This is a genomic window from Chitinophaga tropicalis (assembly GCF_009758205.1).
Classification (GTDB): Bacteria; Bacteroidota; Bacteroidia; order Chitinophagales; family Chitinophagaceae; genus Chitinophaga; species Chitinophaga tropicalis.
This window is the reverse complement of record NZ_WRXN01000001.1, coordinates 750,455-763,236: the sequence shown is the minus strand read 5'-3', so window position 1 is coordinate 763,236 and position 12,782 is coordinate 750,455. Positions and strand designations below refer to the sequence as shown.

Here is a 12,782-nt window from a genome sequence, read left to right as displayed (position 1 = left end):
ACAGTGCCCCGAAGATACAAAAAATGCGGAACGCGGTATGATTATCCCGCTGAGAGTCTTTTTTGCTCAATTAGCTTGCATGCATTCCCGATAAGACACAAAAAAAGGAGAGAATTTTCGTTCTCTCCTTTTAAGCAGGTAATTGAATTACCCTAATGCGATTCTGCTGAATCCTGTTACTTTAAGATCAGCGCTTACTGATTTCAGGTAATCTCCAACAGACTTGTTAGCGTCTTTTACAAATGCCTGTTGTAACAGGGTGTTGTCTTTATAGAATTTATTGATCTTACCTGCGGCAATTTTCTCAGCCATGTCAGCTGGTTTACCTTCAGCTTTGATCTGTTCGATAGCGATTTCTTTTTCACGGGCTACCACCTCAGCAGGTACGCCGTCAGCGTCAACTGCGATCGGGTTCATAGCTGCGATCTGCATAGCGATATCTTTACCTACTTCTTCAGATGCGGGGGCAGAGAAACCAACCAGTACGCCCATGCGGTAGTTACCGTGGATGTAAGCGGTTACTGAACCGGCGGAGATCTTCTCGAATTTAGCGAGGGTGATCTTCTCACCTATTTTAGCTACCTGATCATTCACTTTATCATTTACGGTTGCGCCGTCCAGGGCAGCTGCGCCGAGTTCTTCCAGGGTGTTAACGCCGGTGCTCAGGGCCAGGTCTACGATAGACTGTGCAAATTTGATAAAGTCTTCGTTTTTGGCAACGAAGTCGGTTTCGCAACCTAAAGCCAGTACTACGCCTGATTTACCATCAGCTGCAGTTTTAGCGATGATCACACCTTCTTTTGTTTCGCGGTCAGAACGCAGGGCTGCTACTTTCTGTCCTTTTTTACGCAGGTAATCAACTGCTTTTTCGAAATCGCCATCACTTTCCACCAGCGCCTTTCTGCAATCCATCATACCTGCTCCAGTTTGCTGACGCAGTTTATTCACATCAGCTGCTGTAATTGTTGCTGCCATAACTTATAATGAGTTTAATATAGATTAAGATTTGTGTTTATCAACTATCTAAGCTCAATTGCGAATCATAGATCATAGATGTCCACGATTCGCAATTGATATTATTGGATGTCAATGTCGGGAATTATCTTCCGCCGCCACCTGGACGGTTGCCACCGCCGGAACCGGCAGGACGACGTTGTCCGCCACCAGGACCACCTGGACGGTTGCCACCGCCACCTGGACGGTTACCACCGCCACCCGGACGGTTTCCACCGCCGCCGCCAGGACGGTTGCCACCACCGCCACCAGGACGGTTGCCACCACCAGGACCACGACCGGCACCACCGCCTGGACCGCCACGGCCAGGACCACCTGGTCTGCGACCTCTTTCACCACGGTCATCACCACCTTCCAGTTCAAATTTCATTGACTGGTTTTCAGCTTCTTCCTCTTCTACTACGTCGTCAGTTTTTTCGTTTGCTCTTTCAGCCAGACCTTCAGCAATTGCAGCAGCAATGTAGTTGGTCACGATAGCGATAGATTTAGTAGCATCGTCGTTTGCAGGTACTGCAAAGTCTACTTTGGTAGGATCGGAGTTGGTATCAACCATACCGAAGGTAGAGATACCCAGACGGCGAGCCTCTGCCAGAGCAATGTGCTCGTGGCTGATGTCTACCAGGAACAGCGCTGCGGGAACACGGGCCAGCTGAGCGATACCGCCCAGAACTTTCTCCATTTTCTCTTTATCGCGGGTCAGGGTCAGACGCTCTTTCTTGGTGATGCTGTCAAAAGTACCGTCAGTCAGCATTTTCTCAATGCTCTGCATTTTCTTAACGCTCTTACGGATAGTTGCGAAGTTGGTCAGCATACCACCTAACCACCTTTCGGTAACGTAAGGCATGTTTACGCGTTTTGCAGCTTCTGCTACTATTTCTTTAGCCTGTTTTTTAGTGGCTACGAACATGATCTTTTTACCGCTCTTAGCGATAGATTTCAGGGCAGCAGCTGCGTCCTGTAATCCTTCAACGGTTTTGTTCAGATCTATGATGTGAATACCTTTCTTTTCTGCGAAGATGTAAGGCAGCATCTTCGGATTCCATTTTTTCTTCAGGTGGCCGAAGTGTACACCTGCCTCCAGTAACTGCTGCTGTAATGAGGTATTATTTTCCATGTTATTATGCTCTGTTATAAAAGGTCAATGTTAATAATCTGCATACCGCCAATAACGGCATACATTCATCACGATTAGCGTTTAGAGAACTGGAAGCTCCTTCTTGCTTTACGTTTACCTGGTTTCTTACGTTCAACACTTCTGGGATCACGTTTCAGCAGACCAGCTGCTTTCAGTGCAGGACGGAACTCAATGTTCACCTCGCACAGCGCACGTGCAATACCCAGCTTTATAGCTTCAGCCTGGCCTTTGATACCACCACCAGCAGCATTTACCTTTATATCAAATTTATCCTGTGCGTCGATAGTTTTCAGCGGCAGTTCTACCTGGTTCTGCAGGTATACCAGCGCGAAATATTCTTTATAGTCCTTGTCGTTCACAGTCACGTTACCAGTGCCCTTGCTGATATAAACACGGGCTACCGCTTCTTTACGACGACCAATTGTATTTTTTTGCTTTTCCATGTATCAGAAGAAAATTAGAAAGTTAAGGATTTTGGTTTCTGCGCAGCATGAGGATGCTCAGCGCCCGCATATACAAACAGTTTCTTGTACATGGCACGACCCAGACGGTTCTTAGGCAACATCCCTTTTACAGCCCTTTCTATGATCACCTCAGGCCTGCGGCGAACCAGGTCTTTGGCAACTTCTGCTTTCTGACCACCAGGATAACCGGAGTAAGTCAGGTATTCCTTATCATTCCATTTGTTGCCGGTAAACTGAACCTTCTCAGCATTGATCACGATGATAAAATCACCACAATCAGTATGAGGAGTGTAGTAAGGCTTATTCTTGCCCCTTAAAATGGCAGCAATCTTAGCGCTCATCCTTCCCAGTGTCAGGTTGGTAGCGTCTACAATATGCCATTCGCGCGTTACGGTAGCGTCATTGGCAGATTTAGTCTTGAAGCTTAAAGTATTCATTATAGTATACAATAAAATTTTACGTCTTGATACAACATCCCAAAACAAGATTGGGAGTGCAAAGCTACATTACTTCTTTTGAAAAAAAGTCATTCCGAGATACTTTTTTACAAGACACCCTCATAACTGGCTGATTTTCAATAAAAATTTTGACAATTTCTTATTAACATGCTTTTTAACACTGATAATCAATGACAAAGAACGGCGCAAAAAAAGCTGGCCGGCTTGCGGCCGGCCAGCTGATAAGTTATACTGACTTCAATTAATCTCTTCTTGAGCCGGAAAGATAGATCATAATATACTGGATCAGCGTTGCCACAGAAGCAATAGCTGCCACTACATATGTCATAGCCGCCCACCAGAGAGCGTCCTTTGCCTTGGAATGTTCTTCCGGGCGCATCAGGGAGGTATTGTTTAACCAGGCCAACGCCCTGTTGGAAGCGTCAAATTCTACCGGCAGCGTGATCAGGGCAAACAGGGTGGTAACGGCAAACAGGATGATCCCTCCCAGCAACAGGGCCGGGAAGACATTTATCATCAATATACCGATCAGCAGCACCCATTGTACAATGCCGGAGCTGAACTGAACGGCCGGCACCAGCCTGGACCTCAGGTTCAGCCAGGCATATGCCCTGGCATGCTGCACAGCATGCCCGCATTCATGCGCCGCTACTGCCGCGGCCGCCACATTGGCCCCGCTATATACTTCAGGGCTCAGGTTGACAGTTTTATTGGCAGGATTATAGTGGTCAGACAGAAAACCGTCTACAGAAATGACCTGTACATCATAAATACCATTGTCTTTCAGCATCTTTTCCGCAATCTGCTTACCGGTCAGGCCGGAAGAGGTTGGTACTCCACTATATTCCCTGAATTTACTTTTCAACCTATAACTTATCAACATGCTGATAGCCATAAAGATCAGCGATGTTATCAGAATTCCAGGAGTCATATTGTCCGAATAGGTTTTATTTAATACAAAAATACTCCTAACCTGATCAAATTACTGTCCAACCGGCCCTTCGCCGAGGGATTTATGATTTCCTTAAGAATTCTCCCTTCCCCGTCTGCCAAATCTAAATTTAACACTGCCAATATGTCCTTTTTGAAAATTCTTAACCGCATTTCCGGCCGTTCTGTCAGATATAAATAATGATTTTATGAGCCGGAATTCATATATAATTTAGGACGTTATCATTCCTATTTATCAATCTTTTATGCTCTTTTATTGAAAGTATAATTGGATGCTTTAATGGCCTGAAACGTGCTATGGTGGCAGATCTGTCACATTATAAAAACTCCTCAAAAGTTATTCACATCAATTAAATAAACTTTTTTATTCTGAAGCCATTTAGTAATTTAGACGTGAATTTAATGGGTTAGTAAGTAGAAAGAGTCAGCAGAAATTTCTGTTGGCTCTTTTCTTTTTTGACAACTTTCAGATCTCCCCTTTTCTTCTTTTTTTGTTGTTTTTCTCGCATAATATTTCGCACTATCATTTACATGTTTACACGAAATCTAAAAACTTAAATTTGCCGGATGAAAATTAAAACTGCTTTCTTCTGTCAGAATTGTGGATATGAATCTGCTAAATGGGCCGGTAAATGTCCGAGTTGCGAACAATGGAACACCTTTGTTGAAGAAAAGGTACAGAAAGATATCCCTTTACGTAATACAAGCTGGCAACCCGAAAAAGAAAACGGTAAATCAAACAACATAGTTCATCTTTCGGCAGTAAGTGCAGTGGAGGAAGACCGCCTGCTTACACCGGATGCTGAACTGAACCGCGTACTGGGCGGCGGTATAGTACCCGGCTCACTCGTACTTGTTGGCGGAGAACCCGGCATTGGCAAAAGCACGCTGTTCCTGCAGAATGCCCTGCAGCTGAAAGATATCACCACCTTATATATCAGTGGTGAAGAAAGTGCACAACAGGTGAAGATGCGGGCAGACAGATTACAGGTGAAGAACGATCATTTTTTCCTGCTTACAGAAACATCTACCCAGACTATTTTCCAGGAAATAAAAAAACTACGCCCGCAGCTTGTCATCGTAGATTCCATACAAACACTACAATCTCCCTTTATTGAATCTGCTCCCGGCAGTGTATCCCAGATAAGGGAAACCACGGCAGAAATGCAACGCTTTGCCAAAGAAAGCCATACTCCCGTGTTCCTTATCGGTCATATTACCAAGGATGGTTCCATAGCAGGACCAAAAATCCTGGAACATATGGTGGATACTGTATTACAGTTTGAAGGAGATCAGCACTATGCTTACCGTATTCTCCGCACTATCAAGAACCGCTTCGGCTCCACAGCAGAACTGGGTATTTATGAGATGACGGGACAGGGCCTCAGACAGGTAACCAATCCTTCAGAGATACTTATCTCACAACGGGAAGACCAGCTGAGCGGTGTGGCTATCGCAGCTACTATTGAAGGAATGCGGCCTATGCTGGTAGAAGTGCAGGCGCTGGTAACACAATCTGTATATGGTACTCCGCAACGTACAGCTACAGGCTTTGATCTCAGACGTCTTCAATTGCTGCTGGCAGTGCTTGAAAAAAGAGGCGGCTTTCATTTCGGTGTAAAAGATGTGTTCCTGAATATTGCCGGCGGTATCCGTGTTGAAGATCCGTCTATAGATCTTGCCGTGTTATGTGCATTGCTTTCCTCTTATGAAGACATTCCTGTCAGCAGCAAGATCTGCTTTGCAGGAGAAGTAGGTCTTAGCGGAGAGATCAGGGCAGTGAACCGTATTGAACAGCGTATTGCCGAGGCTGAAAAACTGGGCTTTGAAAAGATATTCATCAGCCGCTATAATAAGAAAGGTGCAGACTTCGGCAAGTTTAATATTGAAATTGTACCTGTTGGCCGCGTAGAAGAAGTATACAGGGGATTGTTCTGATTTTTCATTACTTTCAGCAGGTTAACCATCCATTGTACAATGATAAACCTGCTTTCATCCCTTCTTCATTTATTCTATCCCCACACCTGTGAAGGTTGTGGAACAGATCTCAGCAACACAGAAGAAATACTGTGTCTGTCCTGTATGCGGCAGCTGCCTGTTACCGGTTTTCAGCATCATACAAACAATCCTGTAGCCCGGATCTTTTACGGAAGGGCTAAAGTGCTGCAAGCCATGGCGGCTTATTACTATGTAAGGTCTACCCTGCTGCAACGCCTTATCTACCAGTTTAAATATCACCGCAGAGAGGATATTGCTTTATTCCTGGGCAGGCAGGCCGGGCATCTGCTGTTACAAAGCCAGTGGATACACGAAATTACAGGTATTGTTCCCGTACCCATGACAGCAGCCAGGGAAAGACAGCGTGGTTATAACCAGGCTGCTGTACTGGCTAACGGCATTGCCGCGGTTACCGGCAAACCTGTTATAAACAATATACTGGCCCGGACAGATCAGCGCACGTCGCAGACAACAAAGAACAGGCTGCTGCGATGGCAGAATGTAACAGCATCATTTATGCTGAAAGCCTCCACTCTCCCCTCAGGGCAGCATGTGTTGCTGGTGGATGATGTGATCACTACCGGCGCCACAACGGAAACCTGCTGCCGGCTGCTTTATGATGCCGGCGCCAGCGTAAGCGTGTGCAGCCTTGCCTACGCACATCATTAACACCTTATATACAATTATTTACTTAATTTTAGCTGTCCTGCATATGCAGGTTGAATAATTTACTCTACACTTAAATTGGATTATATGTTAAAAACATTGCTGATTTCAATGCTCTTATTCATGAAGGCAGGTGCTATATATGACTTCAAAGTAGATGCAGTGGATGGCGGAAAGATCAACTTTGCCGACTATAAAGGCAAGAAGATCCTTATTGTCAATACAGCTTCTATGTGTGGTAATACCCCACAATATGCAGATCTTGAAAAGCTGTATAAGAAATATGAGAAGAACCTGGTGATCATCGGTTTCCCGGCTAATAACTTCGGTTCACAGGAACCCGGTTCCAACTCAGAGATCAAAGAATTCTGCACCAAAAAATATGCAGTGACCTTCCCGATGGCTGCCAAGATCTCCGTAAAAGGCAGCGATATACATCCTGTTTATAAATGGCTGCTGGAACAAAGCAAAGCCAAACATTTTGAACCGGCTGAAGTAACCTGGAACTTCCAGAAATACCTGCTGGATGAAAAAGGCAACCTTGTTGCTGTATTCTCACCTAAAACACAACCACTGTCTGCAGAGGTAACGGCCGCGATAGAAAAGAAATACTAATTTGCGCCTATGCTTTTTTCGAACGTCATAGGTCAGGAAGACATACAACAACAATTAATAAAGGCTGTAGAACAGAACCGTATCAGTCATGCCATGATCATCCTGGCGCCTGAGGGTTCCGGCGGACTTCCGCTGGGCCTTGCTTTTGCCCAGTACCTGGTATGTGAGGACAAGCAGCCCAATGGCGCCTGTGGCCAATGCCCTGCCTGTATAAAAGCAGGTAGGTATATCCATCCTGATATTCATTTCTCTTACCCGGTCATCCCGCGTAAAGCAGGCGATAAACCTGTAAGCTCGGACTATGCAGGTGAGTGGAGGGAGTTCATTTCCACCAACCCGTACGGCAATGCGTATGACTGGCTGCAGTTTATAGGAGCGGAAAACAAACAGGGCAATATCACGGCGGCAGAATGCCAGGAAATTATCCGCAAGCTGAGCCTGAAGAGTTTTGAAAGCACTTACAAGATACTCCTGATGTGGATGCCTGAATACCTGGGTAATGAAGGCAACCGGCTGTTAAAGCTGATAGAGGAACCACCTGATAATACCATTTTCCTGCTGGTGGCAGAAAACCAGGAACAGATCCTGGCCACTATCCTGTCCCGCACACAGCTGGTAAAGGTAAACCCGCTGCCCAGGGAAGTAATGGTAGAAGCATTGGTGAACCGGGCGCAGATCCCGGCAGCCAAGGCCCGGCAGGCCGCTACCATTGCCTCCGGCAATTACAGGGAGGCTTTGTATATGCTGCAGCACTCTGACGACGACTATCATGAACTGCTCCGTAACTGGCTCAACTATATCTTTACCGGCAACCGTGTAGCATTGCAGGAATGGATAGAGAATATTGCCAGCGCCAAAACAGGAAGAGAGAACCAGAAACAGTTTCTCCGCTATTTTATCAACCTGCTGGAACATACCCTCAGGCTCAGGTATATAGATAAGAGCCAGCTGGCCTTTTCAGAAGAAGAAACTGATTTTGCCGGCAAATTGCAGAAACTGGCAGACCTGGGACAAATGGAACAGATCATGCAGGAACTGGACAATGCCTGTTATTATATTGAGCGGAATGCAAACGCCAAATTGTTGTTTCATGCGCTTTCCGTCAAACTACAGTATATCTTTAAGCGTAAACCGATCCCGGTAATGTGAGGGTATCCAAACGATATACCACTAATATGGCGGCTGTACCGTCATTTTCCGTTACCTTTGTTGTTCGCTCTTTTTGTAGTAAAAGGCGAATTGTGTATTTTAAAGCGCCCGGGGCATACCCGGAGCGGCATTCATTTAATAATTTAAACTGATTAATATGGCTTGTGCCGGATGTGGTACAGGTGCAGAGGGGAAGCCGTCAGGATGCAAAAGCAATGGAGGTTGCAGCAGTGGTGGATGTAACAGGCTGAATGTATTTGACTGGCTGGCCAATATTCCCTTGAGTGACAGCTTAGCACCATTTGATATTATAGAAGTAAGCTTCAATAACGGTAGCAGAAAAGATTTCTTCCGGAATACAACCAAACAGTTCCTTGATAAAGGAGAAATGGTAACTGTAGAAGGAGTAAGCGGGTTTGACATAGGTCAGATCAGCCTGACAGGAGAGCTGGTAAAGCTGCAGATGAAAAAGCGCCGTATTGAAGATACCCCTGAAGTAAAGAAAGTTCTTCGCCGCGCCACTACTGAAGACCTTAACCGGATGAACGATAACAAGGCCCGGGAAAAGGATGCTCTCATTAAAGCCAGGGCCATTGCCCGCAGCATAGGTCTTGAAATGAAGCTGGCAGAAGTGGAAATACAGGCGGATGGCCGTAAAGCTACCTTCTTCTACACCGCAGATGACAGGGTTGACTTCCGTGAGCTGATCAAACTTTATGCAGGAGAATTCCGTGTAAAAGTTGAAATGCGACAGATAGGCGCCCGCCAGGAAGCAGGGAAAGTAGGAGGAATTGGCAGCTGCGGCAGGGAGCTTTGCTGTTCTACATGGCTGACTGACTTCAAGAGCGTAAATACTACCGCTGCACGTTACCAGAACCTTTCTATTAACCAGGCCAAACTGTCCGGACAATGCGGACGTTTGAAGTGCTGCCTGAACTATGAGCTGGATACTTACCTCGATGCACTGAAAGAATTCCCTGAAGATGCAGATAGCATTGAAACCGCTAATGGTGTAGCTACCCTGCAGAAACGTGATATCTTCAAAAACCTGATGTGGTATTCTTATGGAGACAGTAATAAGCAATACCCGCTTACTATTGCCCGCGTAAAAGAAATACGTCAGCTCAATAAACAGAATATCAGACCTGAAGATCTGAAACCTGTGGAAGTGGTTGCTGCCAAACCTAAAGAAACAGATCTTGGTTTTGCGGATGTGGTTGGACAGATCAGTCTCCGGTCACTTGAAAAAGCTTCTCAGAAGAGAAAGCATAAAGACAAGGAGAAACAGAAGCATAAGCAGAAACAGGAAGCACAGACACAGGTGCAAGGACAACCACAGGGTAAAAAACCTGAGGCTAAGCAGCAGAAACCACAGCAACAACAGCAGCAGCAAAAGCCTAAGCAGGAGCAAAGGCCACAGCAGCAGCAGGGCGGTGGGCAGAATAAGCCGAAGCCGAATCAGCCTCCTAAGCAGCAGGATAAAGGAAATAATCCTGGTGGTGGGAAGCAGCAAGGTGGTGGTGGGCATAACAGGCCGCCGAAGCAACCTCGGGAGAAACAGAAATAATATTCAACACCTTTTTACCGGGGCTGGCCAGTGGCCAGCCCCATTTTTTTAGAGGTATTTTTATGGCCTGCGGCCGGCTGAAAGATCTATTGTAAGATGGTAGTCAACAGCAAAAACCGGTGAAATCCTTTGTTTTACGGGAACGTTTCCGGCTGAGGCTAATTAAAAGGCCGCGCAAAAGAGCAGCCTTTGTTTAACAATTGGTTTTTGCTTATGAAAAAAAGTTAGTGTCAGGCTTCGTTTTCAAACATCAGCTTGTAATAGTACATATTGGTAGCCTCGTCAAATCCTCTCTCAATCAGCTCCCTGTTACCATGTATGTATACCGAGAAGTTTCTATCCAGTTTAAGGATACTCTTGAAAACCTTTTGTTGTTTTTTTAATGCAGGAGCAGAAATGTCAAACTCATCCGGTATCTCTTGCTGATACTCCTGCTGGAATTGTTCCCTGTATTCCTTAAATGAAGCTATAGCATCAGGATGGCCTAATACTTCCTGCGCAAAATCATCGAGCTGGAACTGTTCCTTCTCTTTAAAATATGCCGCAGATTTGTTTAACAGATCAACCTGATCTACCCGGCTGATTTCATATTCACCAGGTAGTTTATCATGGATAAACTGCTTACACATGTTCACTGCCAGTTCTGTCTGATGGTAGCTATCCTCTCTGCGTTGTACCTGCAGGAAGGCATCCTTCCAGTAAACGGCTTCATTTTGTTTACTAATGCTGTCTATTATGCTGACTTTGTACCCGTTCTCGTCTTCTGTATTAAATACCAGGCATCCTTTATCAAGCTTATTGATATTAATGCCATCTTCATAATTCACCTGATAACTTTCATTTGCAAGGAATACTTTCAGGTAGGTGTCCCTGTTCTCTGATTTGAATATCCCCAAAGCTTCAACTTCTTCTCCGTCTACCTGGCATTTGCTAAAGTAGGCTATATAAAGTTCTCCTCCTTTTATCTTAGGATGAGTGGAATGCTTATACAGATGTTTGGCAATATTGATGGATTGCTCGTGAAAATTGTCCCTATCCTCAAATATACGACGGCAATATTGAAATATCTCATTTAATTGCAGATCAGCTTCATGATAAAAGCGAAAATACTCTGCACTGTTTGTAAAAGGCTGAATAAAATAACTCAGCAATAACTGGCTGATAGTTTCGTCCTGCAACTCCAGCGGAGCCTGTGAACAGATCAGCGGTTCTTCCTGTGAGGCATTCCCTACCTTATGAATAGACAGGTACTCAAGATCTTTAAATTCAGAAACATGTATCATGGCGGGGCGAAAATAGTTAAAAACTATTTCACAAACTTGCCCTCCGGCGTGATATGCAGGTCTCTGCCCGGAAGCCTGATAATTGCATCACAGGTAAGCTTACCTCTCCTGTCATTATAATCATCTTCCACATTCTTCATTTCCTTTGCCTTTACATCTGCATACTTCTGTTTCTTAAGATGGTTGTACACTGTATACCTGTCAATGATCTTATTATCTGCATTAGCGGTGATAAACTCCATGAAATTCTCTGCTCCTTTATTATATGCATGCAGTCCTACCAGGATACCTTTCTTTGCGCGTATATGGAACAATGTCTTGTAATGATGATTGCTATGTCCTGCTTTAAAATATTTAATGCAATCCTTCTCATTGTACAAACGGGAAGTGTGTACAATTGAAGTTGCCTGCCGTCCTACGATCTTTCCACCCGGCAGTATCTCATACTGCATATTGTAAACAGTATTGAACTTATAGAGACTGTCTGCATACCTGTTATCTTCTTCCCGGAGGTTGATGCTGCCATCAGTATCCAGGTTACACTTTTTATATACTGTTTCGTAATTCTCTCCTACTCTTCCGCCATAGATCACTATCCTGTCTTTCTCTTTTCCTTCATGGTATGTGACCAGTTTTACTTCCGGGTAGTTGAATCCATCATCCAGGTAAATAGTATCTCTGGCATACAGCAGGATGGTTGCCCTGCCTTTCAGGTTCAACTTTCCAAGTGCATAAAGCGGGTCCTGTCTTTCGTCTACAAAATCATAAAAAGACGTAAGCCGGGAAACGGGATTCAGTCCGTTAATAATAACTGTATCCAGCGTAGCCGGAAGCTCATGTTTAGGAAAGCGTGCGGCGTAGGTGTCAAAAGATTCTTTGATACGAGGCACTTCCTTAATCAGGCCTTTCCTTGTGATATGGTAGAAGTGAAGCGCTGTGTTCACTTTCTGTGTTCCGTTCACATAAAAAGAATGCCTGTCTCTTACCTCTATCAGGGAATCTTCACTCATATAGAACCACTGGCTGGTAAATTCTGTAGAATCGTTTAACTGCTGGTCCTGTGTTGCAGTACCTCTCTTTTGCTTATCTGCCGCTATCTGCAGCCGGGCCCTCTCTGCTCCGTCTTCTGTATACACTACCAGGTAAGTTACTTTCTCATGTTCATTTACATCGCAGGAGAAAATGACCGGTGTATATCCGTTCAGGGCAGCAAACCGGCCTGCCTTTACCTTGTCGTAATGCCCGGCGCCGAGGTACTCAGCATAGTTCTTTATCTCTTTCAATTCATAGGCATTCGGATACGGCAATTTCAGCATGGCCATTTCATTGAGAAAATTGGAAAACTCCATTGCCTTGTCCGGAAGGATCTGAGGGATGTCAATACTCTTACTGGTAGCTGGTGGCGGCGTAGTGTTTGTACACGATGAGTGAATAGCCAGCCATAAAAGGCAAACAACAGGTATAGTTCTAAACATAATAGGA

The 12,782-nt window shown here is 45.0% G+C and carries 12 protein-coding genes; 5 read left to right on the top strand and 7 right to left on the bottom strand.

Going from position 1 to position 12,782, the window contains the following annotated elements; translation table 11 throughout:
• Positions 1-147 precede the first annotated feature (147 nt).
• The 5 genes from tsf to GO493_RS03215 all read right to left on the bottom strand — a co-directional run bounded on the left by tsf (position 148) and on the right by GO493_RS03215 (position 4,002).
• Entirely contained in the window at positions 148-975 is an 828-nt protein-coding gene (tsf, locus tag GO493_RS03235; RefSeq protein WP_157304666.1) for a translation elongation factor Ts, read from the bottom strand.
• A gap of 124 nt (positions 976-1,099) precedes the next feature.
• Positions 1,100-2,128 (bottom strand): 30S ribosomal protein S2, encoded by a 1,029-nt coding sequence (gene rpsB / locus GO493_RS03230; RefSeq protein ID WP_157304665.1) that lies wholly within the window; start codon positions 2,126-2,128, stop codon positions 1,100-1,102.
• A gap of 74 nt (positions 2,129-2,202) precedes the next feature.
• Positions 2,203-2,592: a 30S ribosomal protein S9 gene (gene rpsI, locus GO493_RS03225; protein ID WP_157304664.1), complete on the bottom strand. Its 390-nt coding sequence runs from the start codon at positions 2,590-2,592 to the stop codon at positions 2,203-2,205.
• Between the two features lie 14 nt (positions 2,593-2,606).
• Positions 2,607-3,050, bottom strand: coding sequence for a 50S ribosomal protein L13 (gene rplM / locus GO493_RS03220; protein WP_157304663.1), 444 nt, complete (start codon positions 3,048-3,050; stop codon positions 2,607-2,609).
• A gap of 262 nt (positions 3,051-3,312) precedes the next feature.
• Positions 3,313-4,002, bottom strand: coding sequence for a zinc metallopeptidase (locus GO493_RS03215; RefSeq protein ID WP_157304662.1), 690 nt, complete (start codon positions 4,000-4,002; stop codon positions 3,313-3,315).
• A 587-nt stretch (positions 4,003-4,589) separates the two neighbouring features.
• On the opposite strand from GO493_RS03215, the gene radA reads away from it, so the two are divergent.
• The 5 genes from radA (at position 4,590) to GO493_RS03190 (ending at position 10,017) form a co-directional block, all read left to right on the top strand.
• On the top strand, positions 4,590-5,960 hold the full coding sequence (radA, locus tag GO493_RS03210; protein ID WP_157304661.1) for a DNA repair protein RadA: 1,371 nt from the start codon (positions 4,590-4,592) through the stop codon (positions 5,958-5,960).
• Between the two features lie 39 nt (positions 5,961-5,999).
• Positions 6,000-6,689, top strand: coding sequence for a ComF family protein (locus GO493_RS03205; protein WP_157304660.1), 690 nt, complete (start codon positions 6,000-6,002; stop codon positions 6,687-6,689).
• Between the two features lie 84 nt (positions 6,690-6,773).
• Positions 6,774-7,301 (top strand): glutathione peroxidase, encoded by a 528-nt coding sequence (locus GO493_RS03200; RefSeq protein ID WP_157304659.1) that lies wholly within the window; start codon positions 6,774-6,776, stop codon positions 7,299-7,301.
• 9 nt (positions 7,302-7,310) lie between these two features.
• Positions 7,311-8,450 (top strand): DNA polymerase III subunit, encoded by a 1,140-nt coding sequence (locus GO493_RS03195; protein WP_157304658.1) that lies wholly within the window; start codon positions 7,311-7,313, stop codon positions 8,448-8,450.
• Positions 8,451-8,607: 157 nt separating this feature from the next.
• The gene (locus tag GO493_RS03190; RefSeq protein WP_157304657.1) at positions 8,608-10,017 is read left to right on the top strand and encodes a PSP1 domain-containing protein; all 1,410 of its coding nucleotides are present in this window, start codon (positions 8,608-8,610) and stop codon (positions 10,015-10,017) included.
• A gap of 230 nt (positions 10,018-10,247) precedes the next feature.
• On the opposite strand, the gene GO493_RS03185 is transcribed toward GO493_RS03190, so the two are convergent.
• Both GO493_RS03185 and GO493_RS03180 read right to left on the bottom strand, forming a co-directional pair.
• Positions 10,248-11,300 carry a nucleoid-associated protein gene (locus GO493_RS03185; RefSeq protein ID WP_157304656.1) on the bottom strand — a complete coding sequence of 351 codons (1,053 nt, stop codon included), beginning with the start codon at positions 11,298-11,300 and terminating at the stop codon, positions 10,248-10,250.
• Positions 11,301-11,323: 23 nt separating this feature from the next.
• Positions 11,324-12,775: a hypothetical protein gene (locus GO493_RS03180; protein WP_157304655.1), complete on the bottom strand. Its 1,452-nt coding sequence runs from the start codon at positions 12,773-12,775 to the stop codon at positions 11,324-11,326.
• Positions 12,776-12,782: the final 7 nt, after the last annotated feature.

Coding starts and splice junctions, on each gene's coding strand:
- tsf (WP_157304666.1), bottom strand. CDS start 975: ATGGCAGCAACAATTACAGCAGCTGATGTGAATAAACTGCGTCAGCAA.
- rpsB (WP_157304665.1), bottom strand. CDS start 2,128: ATGGAAAATAATACCTCATTACAGCAGCAGTTACTGGAGGCAGGTGTA.
- rpsI (WP_157304664.1), bottom strand. CDS start 2,592: ATGGAAAAGCAAAAAAATACAATTGGTCGTCGTAAAGAAGCGGTAGCC.
- rplM (WP_157304663.1), bottom strand. CDS start 3,050: ATGAATACTTTAAGCTTCAAGACTAAATCTGCCAATGACGCTACCGTA.
- GO493_RS03215 (WP_157304662.1), bottom strand. CDS start 4,002: ATGACTCCTGGAATTCTGATAACATCGCTGATCTTTATGGCTATCAGC.
- radA (WP_157304661.1), top strand. CDS start 4,590: ATGAAAATTAAAACTGCTTTCTTCTGTCAGAATTGTGGATATGAATCT.
- GO493_RS03205 (WP_157304660.1), top strand. CDS start 6,000: ATGATAAACCTGCTTTCATCCCTTCTTCATTTATTCTATCCCCACACC.
- GO493_RS03200 (WP_157304659.1), top strand. CDS start 6,774: ATGTTAAAAACATTGCTGATTTCAATGCTCTTATTCATGAAGGCAGGT.
- GO493_RS03195 (WP_157304658.1), top strand. CDS start 7,311: ATGCTTTTTTCGAACGTCATAGGTCAGGAAGACATACAACAACAATTA.
- GO493_RS03190 (WP_157304657.1), top strand. CDS start 8,608: ATGGCTTGTGCCGGATGTGGTACAGGTGCAGAGGGGAAGCCGTCAGGA.
- GO493_RS03185 (WP_157304656.1), bottom strand. CDS start 11,300: ATGATACATGTTTCTGAATTTAAAGATCTTGAGTACCTGTCTATTCAT.
- GO493_RS03180 (WP_157304655.1), bottom strand. CDS start 12,775: ATGTTTAGAACTATACCTGTTGTTTGCCTTTTATGGCTGGCTATTCAC.